This window comes from Amycolatopsis sp. H20-H5, from assembly GCF_035828755.1.
In the GTDB taxonomy this organism is placed as follows: domain Bacteria; phylum Actinomycetota; class Actinomycetes; order Mycobacteriales; family Pseudonocardiaceae; genus Amycolatopsis.
Window position 1 is genome coordinate 1 of sequence record NZ_JAYMZS010000047.1, and the last position, 21681, is coordinate 21681.

Annotated in this window: 14 protein-coding genes, 1 tRNA gene and 1 pseudogene; 10 read left to right on the forward strand and 6 right to left on the reverse strand. The window is 70.3% G+C overall.

Annotation, left to right across the window (positions count from 1 at the left end; translation table 11 throughout):
- Positions 1-129 precede the first annotated feature (129 nt).
- From QMK34_RS24430 to QMK34_RS24445, 4 genes are all read right to left on the reverse strand, one after another.
- Positions 130-711, reverse strand: a complete 582-nt coding sequence (locus QMK34_RS24430) for a hypothetical protein (RefSeq protein WP_326416643.1) — start codon at positions 709-711, stop codon at positions 130-132.
- Positions 712-1781: 1070 nt separating this feature from the next.
- Positions 1782-1855 (reverse strand) — tRNA-Arg (locus QMK34_RS24435).
- 248 nt (positions 1856-2103) lie between these two features.
- The gene (locus QMK34_RS24440) at positions 2104-2493 is read right to left on the reverse strand and encodes a peptidase inhibitor family I36 protein (RefSeq protein ID WP_326416644.1); all 390 of its coding nucleotides are present in this window, start codon (positions 2491-2493) and stop codon (positions 2104-2106) included.
- 192 nt (positions 2494-2685) lie between these two features.
- On the reverse strand, positions 2686-3762 hold the full coding sequence (locus QMK34_RS24445; RefSeq protein WP_326416646.1) for a LacI family DNA-binding transcriptional regulator: 1077 nt from the start codon (positions 3760-3762) through the stop codon (positions 2686-2688).
- 90 nt (positions 3763-3852) lie between these two features.
- Here QMK34_RS24445 and QMK34_RS24450 point away from each other — a divergent pair, with 90 nt between their 5' ends.
- Entirely contained in the window at positions 3853-5034 is a 1182-nt protein-coding gene (locus QMK34_RS24450) for an MFS transporter (protein ID WP_326416648.1), read from the forward strand.
- 98 nt (positions 5035-5132) lie between these two features.
- On the forward strand, positions 5133-6299 hold the full coding sequence (locus tag QMK34_RS24455) for a sensor histidine kinase (protein ID WP_326416649.1): 1167 nt from the start codon (positions 5133-5135) through the stop codon (positions 6297-6299).
- On the opposite strand, the gene QMK34_RS24460 is transcribed toward QMK34_RS24455, so the two are convergent.
- Entirely contained in the window at positions 6273-6911 is a 639-nt protein-coding gene (locus tag QMK34_RS24460; RefSeq protein WP_326416650.1) for a histidine phosphatase family protein, read from the reverse strand. The two genes, QMK34_RS24455 and QMK34_RS24460, sit on opposite strands and share 27 nt — an antisense overlap.
- Positions 6912-6973: 62 nt before the next feature.
- Here QMK34_RS24460 and QMK34_RS24465 point away from each other — a divergent pair, with 62 nt between their 5' ends.
- The 4 genes and pseudogenes from QMK34_RS24465 to QMK34_RS24480 all read left to right on the forward strand — a co-directional run.
- A complete protein-coding gene (locus QMK34_RS24465) occupies positions 6974-8995 on the forward strand; it encodes a cytochrome c oxidase assembly protein (protein ID WP_326416651.1) in 2022 nt (673 codons plus the stop codon).
- Positions 8996-9180: 185 nt separating this feature from the next.
- Positions 9181-9630 carry a single-stranded DNA-binding protein gene (locus tag QMK34_RS24470; RefSeq protein WP_326416653.1) on the forward strand — a complete coding sequence of 150 codons (450 nt, stop codon included), beginning with the start codon at positions 9181-9183 and terminating at the stop codon, positions 9628-9630.
- 130 nt (positions 9631-9760) lie between these two features.
- Complete coding sequence (ettA, locus tag QMK34_RS24475; RefSeq protein ID WP_326416654.1) at positions 9761-11437, forward strand: energy-dependent translational throttle protein EttA; 1677 nt, start codon at positions 9761-9763, stop codon at positions 11435-11437.
- 16 nt (positions 11438-11453) lie between these two features.
- A pseudogene (locus QMK34_RS24480) lies at positions 11454-12677 on the forward strand (hypothetical protein); the annotation flags it as partial.
- Positions 12678-13025: 348 nt separating this feature from the next.
- Here QMK34_RS24480 and QMK34_RS24485 read toward each other — a convergent pair.
- Complete coding sequence (locus QMK34_RS24485) at positions 13026-14678, reverse strand: hypothetical protein (protein WP_326416700.1); 1653 nt, start codon at positions 14676-14678, stop codon at positions 13026-13028.
- A gap of 201 nt (positions 14679-14879) precedes the next feature.
- Between QMK34_RS24485 and QMK34_RS24490 the strand changes: the two genes are divergently transcribed.
- The 4 genes from QMK34_RS24490 to QMK34_RS24505 all read left to right on the forward strand — a co-directional run bounded on the left by QMK34_RS24490 (position 14880) and on the right by QMK34_RS24505 (position 21408).
- Complete coding sequence (locus QMK34_RS24490) at positions 14880-15209, forward strand: hypothetical protein (RefSeq protein WP_442785205.1); 330 nt, start codon at positions 14880-14882, stop codon at positions 15207-15209.
- A gap of 165 nt (positions 15210-15374) precedes the next feature.
- Positions 15375-20360, forward strand: coding sequence for an NAD-glutamate dehydrogenase (locus tag QMK34_RS24495; protein WP_326416655.1), 4986 nt, complete (start codon positions 15375-15377; stop codon positions 20358-20360).
- Positions 20361-20780, forward strand: a complete 420-nt coding sequence (locus QMK34_RS24500) for an acyl-CoA thioesterase (RefSeq protein ID WP_326416656.1) — start codon at positions 20361-20363, stop codon at positions 20778-20780.
- Positions 20773-21408, forward strand: a complete 636-nt coding sequence (locus QMK34_RS24505; protein ID WP_326416657.1) for a hypothetical protein — start codon at positions 20773-20775, stop codon at positions 21406-21408. The genes QMK34_RS24500 and QMK34_RS24505 overlap by 8 nt, the downstream gene beginning before the upstream one ends.
- The last annotated feature ends 273 nt before the right edge of the window (positions 21409-21681 follow it).

Consider the following 21681-nt stretch of genomic DNA (forward strand, 5'->3'; position numbering starts at 1 on the left):
CAACTCCTGAACACGGGCGAGCAACTGCTCGACCATCGCCTCCAACACCCCAGGAACCGCCACACCAAGATCATCCCAGGTGGGACTCAACCCACCGACATCGGCCACCAGCCAGCTGAACAGCTACGCTCAACCGCGTGATCCGCCGGGGACGGCGAATCGAGCGCCCATGTTGTCAGGTGGATTGTAGAAGACCATCGAGCGAAACCACGGCGCCGCCTTGCGTGGGTGTCGTCGGCTCAGCAGGCTGGCGTAGGCGTACAGAACCCGGTGGGCAGGACGGTTGTCGAGTTCGGCGTATGGCAAGCAATCCATGAACGGCCAGCACAAACTCTGTTGCAACACGCAGACCCCGGCCTCGGCCCACGCCAACGCCTCATCGAGGTCTTCGACGTCGATGTCGGCGGGGTCCTCGCCATCATCGAGACCAGCCGCTCCATACGCTTGCATGACGTAGGCGTCCAAACACCTCGGCATGATCAAGCGTCCGGCCACGTCCCGACACGCGGCCTCGTACGCCGCGGTCTCCTCCGCCGACGCTTCCTCATCCGGGAACCACACGCGCTCCATCCGCCACGCCGGGCGCGCGCCGAGCTTGCGGACTTCACGTTCCAGAGCACTGATCTCGTTGGCCGGAAAGCCCTCGTAGTACTCCTCGGCATCGAACTCACCACACGGCCAGGCCAGCAGTGGCCGGTCAAGCGCGCGCAACGCCTCCCGCGTTCACCGTCCCGGTCGGCGCCATCCACGGCATGACCCACTTCGGCACCTCGGAGACGTCCACCCGCAGTAGTATTCCAGCCACGGCCTCCCGGCACCGGCACCACGACCAACGGCGGCTGCGGGCGCCCGACTCATTCTTCAAGCCGGCCTCCTCGTACCTCTAGCGTGGTCGCAGGCGAGCGGATCCGCCTGAGCACCGGTGATGATGAAGGCGGTCATCGGGATCACGGCGAGGAGGAGGGCAATATGCCTGGCAGCGGTCCGTTGGACGCCGACGTGATTCTCGGTGGTGACGAGACTGAGGCCCTGCTCGCCCTGCTGTCCGACATCGCCCAAGGTCACGGAGATGCCCCGAGGATTCGCGAGCGGCAAGCGCTGCATGGGCTTTGCTGTCCAACCGAGCGGCGACCCAAGGCGGCTACGCGCCTGCACGCGACGACAGCTACTACCGGCATCTACTCGAAAGAATGCCGACCTGCGCCAGACCCTGACGTGGTCAGGAATGGTCGCTATGGATCGGACCCAGTCCAGTTCGTCCGTAGAGTGCCGGGCGTCGTTGGTGACGTGCGGCGGCGCGTGGTTTGGACGGTCGCCGTCGTCAGGACCCGCTTGTACAGCGGGTACGCTCAGTAGTGCTGAGAGTCAGCCCGCTGCTGCTCTACGAAGTATGGTCCCTCCGCAGCCCCCGCGCTGAGGGACCTTTCAGCGCCAACGCTGCTGACGTCTCCGTGCCGATGGCGCTTGGGTTGGGCCGGACTGCACCGACGAGCTGGCGACAACACCGCCGACGGTCGGGACGCCTGCCTCCGATTGCGGGAGCGTAGTTCGGCGTATGGCCAATCAAGCCTTGCAGGGCGCATATCGAAGTCGCGTGGTTACTGCCTGTGCCCGAGTGGTTTAGCTGTGACGTACGGCAGCGAGTCGACACGTATAGGAGCCCCACCGCCAAGCGGTGGGGCTCCTATACGTGTTTCTTAGCACCCTACAGCGTCAAACACGCTGAAACTATCAGCGTCGAACCGCAAACCCGCTGGTCAGCGGGTCGCAGTTCTGTTGGGTGCCCCCGGCAGGACTCGAACCTGCGACCTAGAGATTAGAAGGCTCTTGCTCTGTCCAGCTGAGCTACGAGGGCCTGCGCGCCGACGACAGGTACTGGTCGCCCAGCACCGGCAGCTTAGTCGTCGCCATCCATTCGATCGTTTGATGCCGCCGAATCGTTTCAGGGTTGGGTGAGCTGTTTCTAGGGAGGGGCCCGCGGGCGCGCCGGGTTGCGGGGCAGCGCGCCCGCGGGCAGGGCCGCTTCGGGGGAGCGGCCCTGGTTCGACGCCGGCTGCGAGTCGACTCTCCCAGGAGCGGACGGCGGCGAACCCGTTCAGGTGGTCAGTCCCAGATCTTCAGGGCGCGGACCACGAAGGGTGCTTGCGGTACGTAGGTGCCGCCACCCGGGTAGGTGATGAAATCGCCCTCGGTCGTGCATTCGAGGCTTTGGTATACGGTGACGTCGCGGGTCATTCGGTTGATGAACGAATGGCCTTCGAAGTTGGCGGGCAGTGGAATGCATTCCTCGGGATTGGCGGTGCGCAGATCGAAGCGCTGCGCGGTGCCACCATAGGATTCATCCGACCAGGTGCAGAACTCGCCTTTCTTACACGACGGCTCGGTGGCGGTGGTATCGGCCTGGGCCACTCCGGCGCAGGTCAGCAGGCTGACGGTGGTCAGGAGCAGGGCTCGGGGCAGGCGGTGGCGCAGGTTCGGCAGACGTCGTGACATGGTGGTTTCTCCCCCTGAATGAGCGGCTCACCTTTTCGGCCGCGGTGGAATGTGGTGATTCCACGATGACGGGCTTGGGTAGGTTTGTCACTCCGCAGTTTTACTTCTGTGGATAAGTAGATGTGATCCGCTCGATCGGGGCGGGGTTGTCCACAAATCGCGTGGGGGCCTTGCGGGGGGTGGGGGAGGCTGCTAGGCGCGGGCGGTGGTGGCGCGGATCACGAGCTCGGCCGGGAGCCTCGTCGGCTCCGGTGCGCGCCGGCCGTCCAGGAGCTGGAGTGCCAGCTCACCCGCTATCCGCCCCTTCGCCACCAGGTCCTGACGGACGGTGGTCAGCGGTGGTTCGGACCAACGGGCGGGCGGGGCGTCGTCGAAACCGACCACCGAGAGCTGCCCCGGCACGTCGAGGCCGAGCTGCCGGGCCACCGCGATCGCCGCGAGTGCCAGCTGGTCGGACATGCACAGCAGCGCCGTCGGCCGGGGATCGCGCTCCAGCAGGCCGAACGCGCTCGGCATCGCGCCCTGGACGGACATCCCGGACGCCTCCCAGATCGGCACGTCGCCCGGGGAGATCCCGGCTTCGGCGAGGGTGTCCAGGTAGCCCGTGAGGCGCTCCCGGGTGTCGTTGTACCTGCTGTCCGCGGCGTTGCGGGCGCTCAGCTCGCCGCCGCGTGGCGCGGACAGGCACTGCGCGGAGAAGATGCCGAAGCGGCGGTGCCCGAGGTCGAGCAAGTGCCTGGCCGCCGCCGCGGCGCCGCCCCGGTCGTCGCAGCCCACCCTGGCCGCTCCGGGCACCAGCGGCTGGTCGATGACGACCAGCGGCAGGCCGCGGTCGCGCACCGCGGTGAGCGCCGAAGCGCCGTCGGCCAGGGAATACGCCACCGCGACGTCCGCCTGTGCGGCGAGCACGCGGTCGGCGCGGGGGCCGCCGTCGTCTCCGCCCGGGAGCAGCAGCAGGGCGTGCCCGTCGGGGTCCACGGCCGTGGCCAGCGCGTCCAGGGTCACCGAGAGCGCGGGGTCGGAGAAGGCCGCGGACAGGCTCGCGTCGAGCATGAACGCGATCGCGCCCGTCCGGCTGGTGGCCAGGCTGCGGGCCGTCGGATTCGGCCCGGTGTAGCCGAGCTGCTTGGCCGCTCGCAGCACGTCTTCCCGCAGGTGGGCGGACAGCTGGTCCGGCCGGTTGTAGGCGTTCGACACGGTCGCGCGCGAGACGCCGACAGCCTCGGCGACGTCGTCCAGCGTCGGCCTCCGACGTCGCGTGGTACTCACCCCGCCAGTCTAGTGCGCGAAAATCCGGTGGACATTCTGAAGCGCTTCAGTCATTCTGGCACAAGGGAATAACGAAAGGGGTGTGGCTACATGAGTGCTCGGACGGCGGTCTTCCTGGTGTTCGCGCTGAACGGTGCGGCGCTGGGTTCCTGGGCCCCTCGCACGCCCGCGCTGTCCGCGCAGGTGCACGCGGCGCCAGGTGTTTTCGGCCTCGCGCTGCTCGGGGCCAGCGTCGGCATGCTGTGCGCGGCCTCGGTGTCAGGCAGGCTGATCGAACGCGGTGGCACGCGGGCCGTGGTCGCCGGGAGCACCGTGATCGCCTGTGTCGCGCTGCCCCTGGTCGGCTACGCGACGTCGGTCGCGCTGCTCGGGGCCGCTCTGTTCGTGCTCGGCGCGAGTGTGGGCGCGCTCGACGTCGCCATGAACGTCGCCGGGGTCGTGATCGAGCGGCGGCTGGGCAAGCCGATCATGCCGACGCTGCACGCCGGCTTCAGCTTCGGCGCCCTCGCCGGCTCGCTCGCTGCGGGCCTCGCCGCCTCCCACGGCTGGTCGCCGGGCAGGCATCTCGTGGTCGCCGCGATCGCCGCGCTGGTCGTGCTGGCGTTGATCATCCGGGCCGTGCCGGGGGCGCGGCCGGTGAAGTCGGCCGAGGCGGTTCCGGCGCCGCTCAGGGCGCCTGTGCGCCGTCCCGTGCTGTGGCTGCTGGCCGCCGTCGCGCTGTGTTCGGCGATCGCCGAAGGGGCCAGCTCGGACTGGTCCGCCCTGCTCATGACCACCGAACATGGCATGGGCCAGGGTGCCGCGGCGCTCGCGTTCTCCGGCTTCGCGCTCGCCATGGCGCTGGCCAGGCTCGGGGGCGCCTGGACGCAACGCCGGTTCGGCGCCACGCGCGCCTTGGCCTTCGGCGCCGGCCTGGCCGCCGCCGGGCTGGTGGTCGCCGCGATCGTCCCGCTTGCCGCGTTCGGCTATCTCGGGTTCGCGCTCGCGGGCGTCGGCCTGGCCGCGGCCTTCCCCATCGCGCTCAGTCTGGCAGGCGACGCGGGCAAGCGGGCCGACGGCAGCGGGGGTGAACGGGAGCTGGCCTTCGTGACCACCATCGCTTACAGCGGGTTCCTCGCCGGGCCGCCCCTGGTCGGCGGGATCGCCCAGCTGACGTCGCTGTCGCTGTCCTTCCTGGTGGTCGGCCTGGTCGCGGCCATCATCGTGCCGGCGGCGCTCGGGGCACGCCGGGTCCGCCTGCGGGAGGAGACTTTGACCCCCACGGCGCGTTGACACCGCCGCCGCCCCCGGGCAAGCTGTCCTGGTCGGTAAACTGAGATGAATGCGATGACTTCGCCATTTCAGGTCGGCTGATCGGGGAGGGGGAAGTCGTGAGGGCTCGGGGGACGGGTATTCCGGCGGGGCTCGTGCAGCGGGCCCTGCCCCGCCTGCTGCTGATACCGGTGGTGTTCCGCCTGGTGATCCTCGGGCAGGCGCTGTGGTGGGACGACCACCGCGTGTTGCCGGTGATCTGGCTCTTCGCCCTGCTGCAGGTCGTGCCCAACCTGGCCGAGGCGTGCTGGGTCTTCCGCTGGTCCGGCCGCCACCCGTCGGGCGCCCGGCTGATCCCGCTCGCCGACCTCGGGTACGGCGTCGCGCTCAACCTCGGCGCCGCCCTGGTCGTCGCCCCCGCGCAGTTCGCCTACGTTTCCGCCGTCACCTGGATCCACCTGATGGGCACGGTGATGATCCTGGCGTTCCTGCGGGGGGTCCTCGCGGGCGCGGTGGCCGTCGTCGGCGTCGCGCTCCTGCGGTACGTGATGGCGGCCGCGGCCGGCGCCGTGCCGCCCGACACCGGGGACTTCGTGGTCCTCGTCGCGTTCGTGGCGACCTCGGTGGCGATCCTCGTGCTGCTCGGCGCGTCGATGCGGTTCGCCCTCGGTTTCGGCGAGCAGCAGGGCCGGGCCGCCGAACGCGAACGGCAGCGCCGCGACGTCCACGACACGGTCCTGCAGGTGATGGAGTCGCTGGCGCTGGCGGCGCCTGGCGACACCATCGACCCGGTCGCGAGCCTCCACCAGGTGCGCCGCACCGCGCGGGCGCAGGCGATGCGGCTGCGGATGAGCCTCGACAACGAGCTTTCCGGCGTCCCGGCCGGCCTACACCAGCGGCTGCGGCTGCTCGTCGCCGAGATGGCGGTGGACGGCCTGCACGCCGAGGTCGTCGCACCCGGGAGCGGGGGAGACGAGCTGCCCGACGCCGCCGTGGACGCCCTGCACGACGCGACGCGGGAGGCGCTGCGCAACGCCCTCAAGCACGCCGGGACGGCGCGGGTGATCGTCAGCGTGCGGGAGACCGGCGACGGGACCACCGTGATCGTGCGTGACCACGGCAAGGGCTTCCTCGTCGGCGCGCACCGCTCGGGCTTCGGCATCGAGCATTCGATCGTCGCGCGGCTCGACGAGATCGGCGGCCGCGCGGACCTCCAGTCCAGCCCGGGGCACGGGACCCGGGTGAGCATGTGGGCGCCGCTAGTCCTGCGTCTCCCCGTCGGGTGAGTCGCGCCACTGCCCGAACGGGCGGTCCAGCGACCACTTTTCGCCGTCGCCATCGAGGATCCGGTACTCGCAGGTCTCCGGGTTGGACAGCGACTCGAACAGCTCGACGCTCCAGCCGAACAGGCGGCGGCACAGCAGCCGGATCGTCAGCCCGTGCGACACGATCAGCACCGTCTCGGGGTGTCGTTCGCCACGTGCCGCCAGCTCGCTGAGGAACGCCGCGACGCGGTCGTCGACGTCGGCGCCCGACTCCCCGAACGGGAGCCGGTAGTAGAAGTGGCCGAACTCGTGCCGGCGCTGACGCTGGACCTCCTGGTCCCGGGGGTCCTGCAGGTTGCCCCAGTCCTGCTCGCGCAACCGCGGCTCCGGCACGATCCGCTCGCAGGCGTCGCCGATGTCCAGCAGCCGCAACGTTTCCCTGGTCCGCAGGTACGGGCTGACGTACACCGCGACCCGGTCCCCGCCCAGCAGCCGGGTCAGCACGGGACCGGTCGCGCGGGCCTGCTCACGCCCGGTGTCGGTGAGCGGCAGCGCGTGGTCCGGGATCCGGGTGTAGGCGAGCTCGTCGGCGTTGCCGAGTGACTCGGCGTGCCTCAGCAGGATGATCCGCACCGGCCCATCCTGCCTCCCCGCGCCCGCGAAACCACGGCGGCGGGCCGGGCTACCCTCGTGACGTGTCCTCGAACCCCGCGACTGACCAGGCCGGACCCACCCAGCGCAAGGCGAGCGTCCTGCCGTTGCTCTCCGTGGGCGTCGTGCTCGCCGCGCTGGTCGCCGTCGCGCTGGTCGCGCTCACCGGGGGCGCCGGGTACCTCGTCGCCGGGCTGCCCGACCCGGGCCTGGTCACCCGCTACGGCGTCACCGTGGTCAGGGTCGTCGCCGAGGCCGCCGAGGTGCTGTGCGTCGGCTCCCTGTTGCTGGCGGCTTTCCTGGTGCCGCCCCAGAAATCCGGCACCCTCGCGCCCGACGGGTACGCCGCGCTGCGGGTCGCCGGGACGGCCGCGTGGATCTGGTTCGCCGCGGCCGTGGCTTCGGTGCTGTTCACCTCCGCGGACGCCGCGGGACGCCCGTTCTCCGAGGTCCTCTCGCCGCAGGTGCTGCTCGACCTGGTCGACGCCGTCGAGCAGCCCAAGGCCTGGCTGTGGACGGCGCTGATCGCGCTGGTGATCGCGGTCGGCTGCCGGCTGGTGCTGTCCTGGGGCTGGACCGCCGTGCTCTTCTTCCTTTCCGTGGGCGGGCTGGTCCCGGTCGCGGTCACCGGGCACTCCGCGAGCGGCGGCTCGCACGACCTGGCCACCAACAGCCTGCTGTACCACCTGGTCGCGGCCGCGCTGTGGGTCGGCGGGCTGGTGGCGCTGCTCGCGCTCGGCTGGCGGCGGGGCGAGAACCTGAAGCTCGCGGCGACGCGGTTCTCCAAGCTGGCGCTCGTCTGCTGGATCGTGATGGCGATCTCGGGCGTGGTCAACGCGCTGGTCCGGATCCGGGTGCAGGACCTGCTGACCACGGACTACGGCCTGCTGGTCACGGCCAAGGTGGTCGCCCTGCTGCTGCTCGGGGTTTTCGGCCACCAGCAACGGCAACGCGGCGTTCGCGGGCTCGTCGACGGCGCCGGTGGCGGCCAGCTGCTGAAGCTCGCCGCGGTCGAGGTGCTGATCATGTTCGTCACGATCGGCATCGCGACGGGGCTGGCCAAGACGCCGCCCCCGCAGGAGGTGTTCAGCCAGCCGTCGACGACGGAGCTGCTGGTCGGCTACCCGCTCGACGGCCCGCCCACGGTGGCGCGGCTGCTGTTCGTCTGGCGGTTCGACCTCGTCTACGGCACGGCGGCGATCGTGCTCGCCGTCCTCTACCTCCTCGGTGTCCGCAGGTTGCGCCGCCGCGGCGACACGTGGCCCCCCGGCCGGGTGGTGTCCTGGCTCGCGGGCTGTTTCGTGCTGCTCATCGCGACCTCCTCGGGGATCGGGCGGTACGCGCCGGCGATGTTCAGCGTGCACATGGGCAGCCACATGCTGCTGTCCATGGTCACGCCCGTGCTGTTCGTGCTGGGCGGCCCGATCACGCTGGCGCTGCGCGCGCTGCCGGTCGCGGGCAGGGACGGGCCGCCGGGGCCGCGGGAATGGCTGCTCGCGTTCGTGCACTCGCCGGTTTCCCGGGCGCTGACCCATCCCCTGGTCGCGCTCGCGCTGTTCGTCGGGTCGTTCTACGCGCTGTACTTCTCCGGCCTGTTCGACTCCGCGCTCGACTACCACTGGGCGCATCTGCTGATGAACGGCCACTTCCTGCTGGCGGGGTACGTCTTCTACTGGCCGGTGATCGGCGTGGATCCGGCGCCGCGGCGGATCCCTTCGCTGGGCAAGCTCGGCATGATGTTCGCCGCGATGCCGTTCCACGCGTTCTTCGGCGTGATCCTGATGAGCATGCAGACGGTGATCGGCCAGCAGTTCTACTCCTCGCTGAAGCTGCCATGGGTCGGCGACCTGCTGACCGACCAGCGGCTCGGCGGCGGGATCGCCTGGGCGTCGGGCGAGATCCCGGTGCTGCTCGTGCTGATCGCGCTGCTCGTGCAATGGGCCCGTGCCGACGAGCGCGAGGCCAAGCGGTCCGACCGGCGCGAAGAGGTCACCGGGGACGCCGATCTCCACGCCTACAACGCGATGCTCAAGAAACTCGCCGAGCCGGGCAAGCGGCCGAACTAGCTGTTTCGCGCCCTAGCACGCAGCACCGACGAATTTCGCTGCTCGTGACCGCCGGACCGCCCCGGTTGTGCACACCGGGTCCGGTTGTCCACAGATTTCGCGGCCCGCCGTTTCCGGCCCGCCCGTCCCGGCAAGCTGGTTTCACGGGCACCGAGGCGGTGCGCGCCGAGTGAAGGGTGAGGGCGATGGCGGTTGGGGAAACGTGGATCACGATGGTCGGAAGGCTGACCAGTGAGCCGGTCCACCACCAGGAGCCGGAACGCGGCCATGACGTCGTTTCGTTCGGGCTGCTCAACATCGAGCGCCGCTTCGACCGTGAGCGGGGGGAGTGGACCGACGGCCGGGAGCTCGAAGTCCGGGTGACCTGCCGGCGCAAACTGGCCGCGGGGGTGCACAGCTGTCTCGGCAAGGGCGATCCGGTCGTGGTCACCGGCAGGCTGTCCTCGGGCGGGCCGGACGTCGCCCCGCGGTCTCGCGCTGTACTTGAGCTTGAGGCCTTCGCCGTCGGCCCCGATCTCGGCCGGTGCGTGGCCGGGGTCCGGCGTCCCGTGCGGGCCGCCAACAGCCGCCCGGAGTGGCGCGGGGCGGTGGAAAACGGGCTCGTCAGTGCTGCTGAATCGGTGCCGGCCGCCTGACCGGACGCGGCCCGGTCCAGTGGTCCGGCGGAAGGGAGATGATGGTCGGGCGGTGCTGCGCGGCTAACTTTCGGTAGCTCGGTGGTGACCGCCGTCAGGGCGCGGATCGGCTCGCTCTACGATCGCTCGCATGGCCGAGTTTATCTACACCATGAAGAAGGTGCGCAAGACCGTCGGGGACAAGGTCATCCTCGACGACGTCAGCACCGCGTTCTACCCCGGCGCCAAGATCGGCGTGGTGGGTCCGAACGGAGCCGGTAAGTCCACCGTTCTCAAGATCATGGCGGGGATCGAGCAGGCCAGCAACGGCGAAGCTTTCCTTCAGCCTGGCGCGAGCGTGGGCATCCTCATGCAGGAGCCCGTGCTCACCGAGGACAAGACCGTCCGCCAGAACGTCGAGGAGGGCCTCGGCGACATCAAGGTCAAGCTCGACCGGTACAACGAGATCGCCGAACTGATGGCGACCGACTACAGCGACGAGCTGATGGAAGAGATGGGCGGGCTCCAGGAGGAGCTCGACCACGCGAACGCCTGGGAGCTCGACTCGACGGTCGAGCAGGCCATGGACGCGCTCCGGTGCCCGCCGCCCGAGGAGGGCGTCACGCACCTGTCCGGTGGCGAGCGCCGCCGGGTCGCGCTGTGCAAGCTGCTGCTGTCGGCCCCCGACCTCCTGCTCCTCGATGAACCCACTAACCATTTGGACGCCGAAAGCGTGCTGTGGCTGGAGCAGTTCCTCGGCCGGTACGCCGGGGCGGTGCTGGCCGTGACCCACGACCGGTACTTCCTGGACAACGTCGCCGAGTGGATCATGGAGATCGACCGCGGGCGCGTCGTCGGCTACGAGGGCAACTACTCGACTTACCTCGAGAAGAAGCAGGAACGCCTGGCTGTCCAGGGCAAGAAGGACATGAAGCTGGCCAAGCGGCTGAAGACCGAGCTCGAATGGGTCCGGTCCAACGCCAAGGCCCGCCAGACCAAGTCGCGGTCGCGTCTCGACCGCTACGAGGAGATGGCGGCCGAGGCCGACAAGCACCGCAAGCTCGACTTCGAGGAGATCCAGATCCCGCCGGGTCCCCGGCTGGGCAGCGTGGTCGTCGAGGTCGAGAAGCTGCGCAAGGGTTTCGACGACCGGATCCTGATCGAGGGCCTGTCGTTCGACCTGCCGCGCAACGGCATCGTCGGCGTCATCGGCCCGAACGGTGTCGGCAAGACGACGCTGTTCAAGACGATCGTCGGGCTCGAGGACGCGGACGACGGCCGCGTCAAGATCGGCGAGACCGTCAAACTGTCCTATGTGGACCAGAACCGCGGCGGCATCGACCCGAAGAAGACCGTGTGGGAGGTGGTTTCGGACAAGCTGGACTACATTCACGTCGGGCAGACCGAAATGCCTTCGCGTGCCTACGTCAGCGCGTTCGGCTTCAAGGGCCCGGATCAGCAGAAGCCGGCGGGCGTGCTCTCCGGTGGCGAGCGCAACCGGCTGAACCTGGCGCTGACCCTCAAGCAGGGCGGGAACCTGATCCTGCTCGACGAACCGACGAACGACCTGGACGTCGAGACGCTGGGTTCGCTGGAGAACGCGCTGGAGCAGTTCCCCGGCTGCGCCGTGGTCATCTCGCACGACCGGTGGTTCCTCGACCGGGTGGCGACGCACATCCTCGCCTGGGAAGGCACCGACGAAAGTCCCGGCGCGTGGTTCTGGTTCGAAGGAAACTTCGAAGGCTACGAGCAGAACAAGGTCGAGCGTCTCGGTGCGGACGCGGCGCGCCCGCACCGCGTCACCCATCGCAAGCTGACCCGCGACTAAGGGGGCGGGGTTCCCCGTGGAAGCCAGCAGAGACGTCAGGCCGGGCTCACCCACCGCTGCCGCGGTGGGTGAGCGGTCCGTTGTTGCTGACGTAGGGGGGAACCTCACCTCCGTGGGGCGGCTGATCGAGCGCTGCGCCGAGCTGAGCCTGCGGGCTCCGGAACTCGCGCTCGTCCTCGGCGAGCGCGCGTCCGCGCTGGCCGAGGTGGCCAGGGCGGACGAGCAGTGGATCCGTGCCGAAGGGCTGGTGGTCGCCGCGCGGGTCCGCCTCGGTGACCGGGCCGGCATGGTCGGCCGGGCCGTCGCCGCGCTGCGAGCCGCCGAGCACGCCGGATACGGCGACGTCGCCGCCCGGCTGCGGGTCGATCTCGCGATTTGCGCGCGCAGCGTCGGAGTGCCGCTGACGGGCCTCGCGGCCCTGCGCCCGGTGCTCGCCGATCCCGCGTTGCCCACCGCGCCTCGCGCGGCGGCGCTGTGCCACCTCGTGGGGTGCCTGGCGCAGTTCGGGCGCAAGGCCGAGCTCGACCGGGTGCTGGTCGAGGCCGACAAGCTCGTCCTTCGCGACGACACCATGCCCGCCGACACCAAGCACCTGGTCCGCGCGATGCTGCGGGTCGGCACCTCGGCGCACCGGCGCCGGCACGGCGACCTCACCGCGGCGGCCGATGCCGCCCGCACCGGGCTGGGCTTCCTCGAGAAGCTCGACCGGCCCGAGGACGATGGTGGGCTGGTGCGTGTCCGGCTGATCCTTCAGCTCGTGTGCACCCTGCTCGACCGCGGTGACACGGAAATGGCGATGGAGATCGCCCAGCCGATCCTGACCGCTCCGGCCAGGGCCGCGAGCGCCGCGCCGATGGGATGGCTCCGCCTCGCCGTGGCGACGCGCGTCCACCTCCCCGCCGGTTCGGGTGAAGCCGCGACCATGCTCGTGCGTGAAGCGGTGGCGGGCGCCGAAAGGCACGGCCTGCACGCGCTCACCGCGCGGTTGTGCCTGGAGCTCGCGCAGCTCGAAGAGCGCTTCGGCAGGCCGGACGAAGCCATCGAACATCTGCACCGCTCCCGGGCCGCCGAACATCTCCAGGCCAGGGTCCGGCGCCAGGCCTGCGGACTGCTCGGCGGGGAGTTCGGCACGGCTGAACTCGCGCCGGTCGACCTCGACGACGTGCTCGACCCCGGCCGGAGCGCCCTCGCCCCGCAGCCCGCGCCCGAGCGTGATCCGCACCGGGAATCGGCTGCTGTTCGCGAGTCGCGCTTCGAGCCCGAGGCGCGCCGGTCGGAACTGCCGATGGCCCCGGCCCCCGCCGCCGAGCCCGCCCCCCGCGTGCCCGAACCGTCGAACCCGCGCTGGGAGAACGACGAGCGAACCCGGCGCGACCCGGTCGTGCCCGCCGCGCGCAAGACGCGGCACGACGCCGAACACGGTTCGGTGGCCGCGCGATCGGTGCTGGATCGGCTGGGGATCGCCGCGTCCGAAGGTCCGGCCCGTGGTCGTCGCCGGGCGGCGGACGAGGACGCCGAGACCGTTTCCCCTGTTGAGCCGGACGCCGGACAGCCGCGCGGCCGGTCCGACTCGGACGTCGGGAGTCCGTCAGGACGGTCCGGCCACCGCGAGGGCGGGCGGACCGCGGGCGACCCTGATTTCGGCTCTTCCCGGGACAGTGACTTCGAGCGGGACCGCGGCCGCACAGCCGATCGAGCCGAGCCCGAGCGGAACGGCGCCTCCAGCGCTCCCGATCGTGATCGTGGCTCCGGCCACGCTGGGTACGACGAGATCGACCGCGAGCGTGACTCCGCGCCGGTGGGCCGCAACGGCACCGGCCGGAGCTGGTCCGCGGAGGAGGACGACCGGTCCGATCGGCTCGACTCCGAGCGCGGCAGCCCCTGGTCGTCTCACGGCGAAGCCGACCGCGGCCACTCGGGCGGCCGAGCCGATCGTGATCGAAGCGGTGGGTATCTCACCGGCCGTGCTCGGACGGATCGTGACCGGTCCGATGGTGACCGTGCCGCCGGTCAGGCCGATCGTGACCGGGCGGACCGCGCCGACGACCCTTGGGGCGATCGTGAGCGGGCCCAGGGCGCTGATCGTGACCGGTCCGAGGGTGACCGGACCGGTCGTGCCCCGACCAACGGTGCCGACCGTCATCGGGGCGAAGGTGCCCAGGCCGATGGTGACCGCGGCGATCGCGACTGGACCGATCGTCGCCGGGACGAGCGTGACCTGAACGGCCGCGACCGCTCGGACCATGACCGTGCCGACCGGGATCGCAGGGATCGGTTCGAGCGTGAGCCGGTCGATCGTGATCGTGCGGATCGCGAACGTGGGTCGGTCGACCGTGACCGTGCCGACCATGACCGTGCCGACCGTGACCGTGCCGACCACGACCGTGCCGACCGTGACCGTGCCGACCGTGACCGTGCCGACCATGACCGTGCCGACCACGACCGTGCGGATCGGGACCGGCTCAAGAGCGAGCCGGTCGATCGTGACCGTGTTGGTCACGAACGCGGGCCAGCCGATCGTGACCGTGCGGACCGGGATCGTGCTGACCGGGATCGGCTTGAACGCGGGTCGGTTGATCGTGACCGTGCCGACCGTGAACGTGAACAGATCGAGCGTGACCGTGTCGCCCGCGACCGTGCCGAGCGTGCGCGGGAGGAGCGCGAACAGGCCGAGCGAGCGCGGAATGAGCGTGAACAGGCCGACCGTGAGCGTGTCGAACGGGAGCTCGCCGAACGCAATCGCCTCGAGCGCGAAGAGGTCGAACGCGAACGCGTCGAGCGTGAGCGGGTTGAGCGTGCTCGTGTGGAGCGTGAGCAGGCCGAGCGTGAAGAGGCTGCGCGCGAAGAGGCCGAGCGTGACCGCGTCGAGCGTGCTCGTGTCGAACGTGAGCAGGCCGAGCGTGCGCAGGCTGACCGCGACCGTGCCGAACGTGAACGCGTTGAGCACGAACAGGCCGAGCGCGCGCGAGTCGAGCGTGAGCGGGTCGAACGCAACCGCGCCGAACGTGACCGGATCAAACGTGAAGAAGCCGAGTACGACCGGCTCGAACTCGAACGTGAGCAGGCCAAGCGAGCGCGGGCCGCACGCGACAGTGACGTCCAGGGCCGCTCCGATCGGCTGGACTTCGAGAGCGACCTGACCCCCAGCTGGTCCTCGGGCCGGGATGCCGAGCGTGATCTCGGCACGGGCGGTGGACGGCGGCGCGCGGAGGACAGCGGTCGCGACGAGCGGGCCGGGCACCGGGTCGACGCCGCGACGACCCTGCCAGAAACGTCGGGAACGTCGGGAACGTCGGGAACGTCGGGAACGTCGGGAACAACCAAAAAGCCGGAAGAGCCCAGGATCTCCGTCGAGTCCGATCTGCCGTGGCTCACCGAGTCGCTGCTCGCCCCGGCGCCTCGGGAGGACCCGGCTCCCGCCGGGAACGGTCTACGCGACCAGGTGTCCGACCCGTGGCTGCCCCGGCTGAAGATGCCGCCGGCGCTGGAGCCGCTGGACGACGATCTCGGCTCTTGGACGCCAAGGCCCCAGCTGTTCGGGGACAACAGCTACGCCCGTGCCGTCGCCGAGGACGAGCCGCCACCCGACGCGGGCCTCGCCGAATTGCTGGCGCGGGCGCTCGCGGAACACCAGGCGGGCACGGCCAGTGCCGCCGCGCTGGTGAAGCAGCTCGGTCCGACACGGGAGCGGGCCGACGAGCGCCGTCCGGTGAACGGGCACGGGCGCGGTGGTGACCCGGATGACAGCGGCCGTCACCGAACCGGCGAGTAGCTGAACCGATCACGGAGATTCCCGCTCTGTGCTCAGGTTTTCCCTCTCGTACCCGCAACTACCCGGCCTGCTGACCGGCCGGGTGGTGCGCTGTACGTTGGTGTGGTTCGGCACATCGCCGTGCCGGACGCGGTGTCAAACTCGCACAGTGGAGAGTTGCCTCAAATGAGCTCGACGGGAGTCTCGTCCCTGCCCGGAAAAGATGTCGGCACCGAGAACGGCGCCCAGCGTCGCTCGGCCAGCCCGGAGCAGATCCGGGACGAGCTGATCGACACGGCCGCGGCGCTCGCGCCGGAGATCGGCGAACTGATCCGCCTTTACTATCGTCACATCCCGGCCGAGGAGATCCTCGGCGACGACCCGGTCGACCTCGTCGGCGCGGTGCGCTCGCACCAGCAGCTGGCCAAGCACCGGATGCCGGGCCGCCCAGCGGTACGCCTGCTCAACCCCACCACCACCGAGGACGGCTGGACCCGCGAGGCCACCGTCGTGCAGGTCGTCACCGACGACATGCCCTACCTCGTGGATTCGGTGGCCGCCGAGTTCGCCCGCGACGGCGTGCAGGTCCAGCGCATCGTCCACCCGATCGTGGTGGTCAGCCGTGACCTGACCGGTGAGCTGCTCGAGGTCCACCCGTCGGCGGACCCGGCCGAGCCGCCCGCGAACTCGGTCGCCGAGTCGTGGATGTACGTCGAGATCGACCTGGTCACCGACCCCAACCGGGCCCGCGAGCTCGACAACCGGCTTTCGTCGGTGCTGGGTGACGTCCGCGAGGTCGTCGAAGACGCCGAGAAGATGGCCCAGACCGCCGTCAGCCTCGCCGACGAGCTCGGCGCGAGCCCGCCCGACCTGCCCGCCGACGAGATCGCCGAGGGCGCCCGCCTGCTGCGCTGGCTCGCCAACGGGCACTTCACCTTCCTGGGGTACCGCCGCTACGAACTGGTCGACAACCCCCACCCCGACTCCGACGAGCCCGCCCTGCGCGCGGTGCTGGCTTCCGGGCTCGGTGTGCTCCGGCAGGACAGCCTCGCCGCGCGTGGTCTCACCGCCGGGCCCGACACCGCCGGCACCGCGCTCGCGCCGACGCTGCTGGTGCTCACCCAGGCCAGCGCGCCGTCGACGGTGCACCGCCCGATCTACCCGTACTACGTCGGGGTGAAGACCTTCGACGCCGAGGGCACCGTCACCGGCGAGCACCGGTTCCTCGGCATGTTCACCACCACCGCCCTGCACGAGAACGTGCTGGACATCCCGGTGGTCTGCGACCGGGTGCGCCAGGTCATCCACCGGGCCGGGTTCCCGATGGAGTCCTTCTCCGGCCAGCGCATGCTCGAAGTGCTGCAGAACTGGCCGCGTGCCGACCTGTTCTCCGCCGACACCGACTCGCTCTACGCGACGACCACCGGCGCGATCACCCTGTCGGACCGGCGGCGCCTGCGGCTGTTCCTGCGCCGCGACCCGTACGGCCGGTTCTACTCCTGCCTGGTGTTCCTCCCGCGCGACCGCTACACCACCCGGTCCAGGCTGGCGATGCAGGAGGTGCTGCTCGAGGAGCTCGAGGGCACGCAGCTCGAGTACAGCGCGCGCATCGGCGAGACCGTGCTCGCGCAGGTGCACTTCATCGTGCACACCGACCCGGCACGCTGGATCGAGCCGGAGACGCTGCGTATCCAGGAACGGCTCAACTCGGCCGTTCGCAGCTGGGACGACCTGATGATCGAGGCCATCCTCACCGAGCGCCGCGAGCGCGCCGGGGACGGCGGCGCCGCGATCGGCATGCTGGGCGAGGAGTCGGCCAGCGAGCAGGGTCAGCGGTTCGCCGGGGTGTTCCCCGAGGGCTACAAGGAGGACTTCACCGCCACCGAGGCGCTGGCCGACGTCCGCATGCTCGACTCGCTGGCCGGCGAGGACGACCTGGCGATGCAGTTCTACCTGCCCGCCGACGCCGAGCCGGGGGAGCGCCGCTTCAAGCTCTACCTGCACGGCGAGGGCGTCACGCTGTCCAAGGTCCTGCCGGTGCTGCAGAACATGGGCGTCGAGGTCGTCGACGAGCGGCCGTACGAGCTGCGCCGCGAGGACGGCAGCCGGTCGTGGATCTACGACTTCGGCCTCAGCATCGACCAGCGCGTGCTCGACCAGGCCAGCGCCGGTGCCGACGAGGACCTGCGCGCCCGTTTCCAGGAGGCCTTCGCGGCCGCCTGGCACGGGAACTGCGAGGTCGACGGCTTCAACGCGCTGGTACTGTGCGCCGGGCTCACCTGGCGGCAGGCTTCCATCCTGCGTGCGTACTCGCGCTACCTGCGCCAGGCCGCGAGCCGGTTCTCGCAGGACTACATCGAGAACACCGTGCGGGCCCACAACGACATCGCCAAGGCGCTGGTGCGCCTGTTCGAAGTGCGGTTCGACCTCGCGGTCGGCGCCCCCCAGCGCGAGAGCCAGACCGATCAGCTGGTCGCCGAGATCAACGAGCTCATCGACGGGGTCACCAGCCTCGACGAGGACACGATCCTGCGCCGGCTGATGGCCGTCATCCAGGCGACGCTGCGCACGAACTACCACGTCACCGACGCCGGGGGCGTGCCGCGGCCGTTCCTGGCGATCAAGCTCGACCCGAGCGGTGTGCCGGAGCTGCCGAAGCCGCTGCCGCGGTTCGAGATTTTCGTGTACTCCCCGCGCGTCGAGGGCGTGCACCTGCGCTTCGGCGCTGTCGCGCGTGGTGGCCTGCGCTGGTCCGACCGGCGCGAGGACTTCCGCACCGAGGTGCTCGGGCTGGTCAAGGCGCAGGCGGTGAAGAACGCCGTGATCGTGCCCGTCGGCGCCAAGGGCGGGTTCGTCGTCAAGCGTCCGCCGGTCGCGACCGGTGACGCCGGGCTGGACCGTGACGCCCAGCTCAACGAGGGCATCGCCTGCTACCGGATGTTCATCTCGGGCCTGCTGGACCTCACCGACAACCGGGTCGAGGGCAGCACCGTGCCCGCCCCGGACGTCGTGCGCCACGACCCCGACGACAGCTACCTGGTCGTCGCCGCGGACAAGGGCACCGCGAAGTTCTCCGACATCGCCAACGAGGTTTCGGCGAGCTACAACTTCTGGCTTGGCGACGCCTTCGCCTCCGGCGGCTCGGTTGGCTACGACCACAAAGCGATGGGCATCACCGCCAAGGGCGCGTGGGAGAGCGTCAAGCGGCACTTCCGCGAGCTGGACAAGGACACCCAGTCCGAGGACTTCACCGTGGTCGGCATCGGGGACATGGCCGGTGACGTGTTCGGCAACGGCATGCTGCTGTCCGAGCACATCCGGCTGGTGGCCGCATTCAACCACCTGCACATCTTCCTCGACCCGAACCCCGAGGCGGCCTCGACGTTCGCCGAGCGGCAGCGACTGTTCGACCTGCCGCGCTCGTCCTGGGACGACTACGACCGCTCGCTGATCAGCGAGGGCGGCGGGATCTACTCGCGTTCGGCGAAGACGATCCCGGTCAGCCCGCAGGTCCGCGCCGCGCTGGGCCTGGCGGCCGATGTCGCCGTGCTCGCGCCGATGGAGCTGATGCAGGCGATCCTGCTCGCGCCGGTCGAGCTGCTGTGGAACGGCGGCATCGGCACGTACGTCAAGGCCGAGCGGGAGGCCCACTCGGACGCCGGGGACAAAGCCAACGACGCGCTGCGGGTCAACGGCAATCAGCTCCGGGTCGGCGTGGTAGGCGAGGGCGGCAACCTGGGCCTGACCCAGCTCGGCCGCATCGAGTTCGCCCGCAACGGCGGCAAGATGAACACCGACGCGCTCGACAACTCCGCCGGGGTGGACTGCTCCGACCACGAGGTCAACATCAAGATCCTGCTCGACCACCTGGTCGCCACCGGCAACCTGGAGCATGACCAGCGCAACGCGCTGCTCGAGGAGATGACCGACGAGGTGGGCGCGCTCGTGCTCGCCGACAACTACCGGCAGAACGCGGTGCTCGGGATCAGCCGGGCGCACGCCGTGCCGATGGTCTCGGTACACCAGCGCCAGGTCGCCGCTCTGGTCGCCGCGGGCGCGTTTGACCGCAAGCTGGAGGCGCTGCCGAGCAACGCGGAGTTCCGCACGCTCGACAAGGCGGGCCAGGGTCTCAGCTCGCCCGAGCTGGCGACGTTGCTGGCCCACGTGAAGCTGGAGCTCAAGGACGAGCTGCTGGCCAGTGAGCTGCCTGACTCGGAGGTGTTCGCGCGTCGGCTGCCCGAGTACTTCCCGAAGCCGCTGCGCGAGCGGTTCGCCGACGCCATCGGCCAGCACCCGCTGAAGCGTCAGATCATCACCACCCTGATCGCCAACGAGGTCGTCGACGGCGCCGGGCTCTCGTTCGTCTTCCGGCTCATGGAGGAGATGAACGCGACGGCGACCGACGCGGTCCGCGCGTACGCCGTGGTGACCCACGTGTTCGACCTGCAGTCGCTGTGGACGGCGATCGAGGCGCTGGACAACGTGGTCTCCACCGAGGTCGCGGACTCGATGATGCTCGAGACGCGGCGGCTGCTGGACCGGGCCGCCCGCTGGTTCCTCACCAACCGGCCGCAGCCGCTGGCCCCGCTCGCGGAAATCAACCGGTTCGGCGAGGTCTACACGGAGCTGGCGCCGCGCGCGGGTGAGCTGCTGCGGGGTCGTGAGGCCGAGACGGTCGACGAGAGCGCCGCGAAGCTGGTCGCCCAAAAGGTGCCCGTGGAGCTGGCGCGCCGGATTTCGGTGCTGCTGCACACCTTCGGCCTGCTCGACGTCACCGAGGTGGCCGAGCTGGCCGAGCAGCAGGTCGGGATCGACGCGGTGCGCAGCCCCGGCGAGACGGCCGAGCTGTACTACGCGCTCTCCGATCACCTGAACGTGGACAAGATGCTGACCTCCATCAGCGCGCTGGAACGCGGCAACCGCTGGCACGCGCTGGCCAGGCTCTCGCTGCGGGACGACGTCTACGGTTCGCTGCGGGCCATCACGCTGGACGCGCTGCGGCACAGCGATCCCGGCACCAGCGCCGACGAGAAGATCGCCCAGTGGGAGAAGACCAACGCGTCGCGGCTGGGCCGGGCCAGGGTGGCGCTCGACGAGATCGCGCAGTCCGGCAGGCTGGACCTCGCGACGCTGTCGGTGGCGGCGCGCCAGATCCGGAGCACGGTGAGGTAGTTGACCTATGTTGCACTCGTTCTGCCACGCTGGTCGGACATGGACGTCTACGGGCACGTCAACCACGCGAACCTGGTGACGCTGCTCGAAGAGGCGCGGATCCCGCTGCTGTTCGGCGAATCCGTCCGGCAGGGGCTCTCCGAGCTCTCCAAGGGCATGGTGGTGGTGAGCCTGCAGGTGCGCTACCGGGCGCCCATCGTGGTCTCCGGCCAGAAGATCCGGGTGGAGATCTCCTTGAAAGAGCTGAAGTATGCCAGTTGCACCCTCACCTACAAGGTCCATCGTGGACCTTCCGAAGAGGACAAAGTGGCGGTGACGGCCGAGACGGTGCTGGCACCTTACGACGTCGTCACCGAACGGCCGAGGCGGCTCACGGACCCCGAGCGCGAGTTCTTGCGGCGGGGGCTGACCGGTGCCTGAGCTCCACATCCCCGACGCGGCGGACAGGGACACCCTCGGCGCGTTCGTGGCGCGCGCGGTCCGGCTGGACGGCCAGTCGCTGATACGGCTGCGCCAGCGCGGCGACGGCGTGGTCGAGGCCTGGGCGGTGACGCCGTTCGAGGTGCTCACCACCCGCGCGGTGGCAGGCGACGTCACGCCGTCGGACATCACGGTGTCGGCCAACGAACTGCTCGCCGCGCTGACCATCGCGGGCGGCGAGCGGATGGACCCCGGGCCCGCCAGGGACCTGATGTGGCATTCGGAGCTGCCCGCGGCGGGCCGCTGGCAGCTGGTGGACGAGCTGCCGGTGGCCGTGGTGTCCGAACTGGCCGATCGCGGGGTCGCCCTCGCGCGCGACAACGCGGGCCCGCACGGCAACCCGCCCGCGTCGCTGATGGACCAGGCCGTGCTGACCGTCACCGGGGCCGAGATGGAGATCAAGGTCCAGCTGCGGTGCCTGTTCGCGCTGTCGGGGATGGGCCTGTTCGACTCGTCGATCAGCGGCGACGTCATCCGCGTGACGGCGACGGACTCGTGGATGCGGCTCGACGCCCGCTACGGCGCCGTCCTGCGCCGACGCCACGCCCTGCTGCCGCTGCTGTTCTGACCCGCCCCGGGGCCGCGGACGTGTGCCTCTGAAGGCCACCTTGAGGGACCCTGACGTCCTCAAGGTGGCCTTCAGGGACCTCCGGGCGCGGGAGCAAGGGACCTTTGCTGCCGTTTTCGGGGAGCCGTGCCGTGAAGGCCACCTTCACGGCGTCAGACGCTGTGAAGGTGGCCTTCAGGGACTTTCGAGCGCGTGCGGGGCGGGCTCTTACGGTTCTGTGGTGCGGACGGCGCTGTGGTGGCTTCGCGAGGTCGGCGGTGTCATGGTGGGGGC

Excerpts from the sequence above, each read along its gene's own strand:
- QMK34_RS24495 (WP_326416655.1), top strand. The coding sequence starts at position 15,375 with ATGAGCTCGACGGGAGTCTCGTCCCTGCCCGGAAAAGATGTCGGCACC.
- QMK34_RS24450 (WP_326416648.1), top strand. The coding sequence starts at position 3,853 with ATGAGTGCTCGGACGGCGGTCTTCCTGGTGTTCGCGCTGAACGGTGCG.
- ettA (WP_326416654.1), top strand. The coding sequence starts at position 9,761 with ATGGCCGAGTTTATCTACACCATGAAGAAGGTGCGCAAGACCGTCGGG.
- QMK34_RS24440 (WP_326416644.1), bottom strand. The coding sequence starts at position 2,493 with ATGTCACGACGTCTGCCGAACCTGCGCCACCGCCTGCCCCGAGCCCTG.
- QMK34_RS24470 (WP_326416653.1), top strand. The coding sequence starts at position 9,181 with ATGGCGGTTGGGGAAACGTGGATCACGATGGTCGGAAGGCTGACCAGT.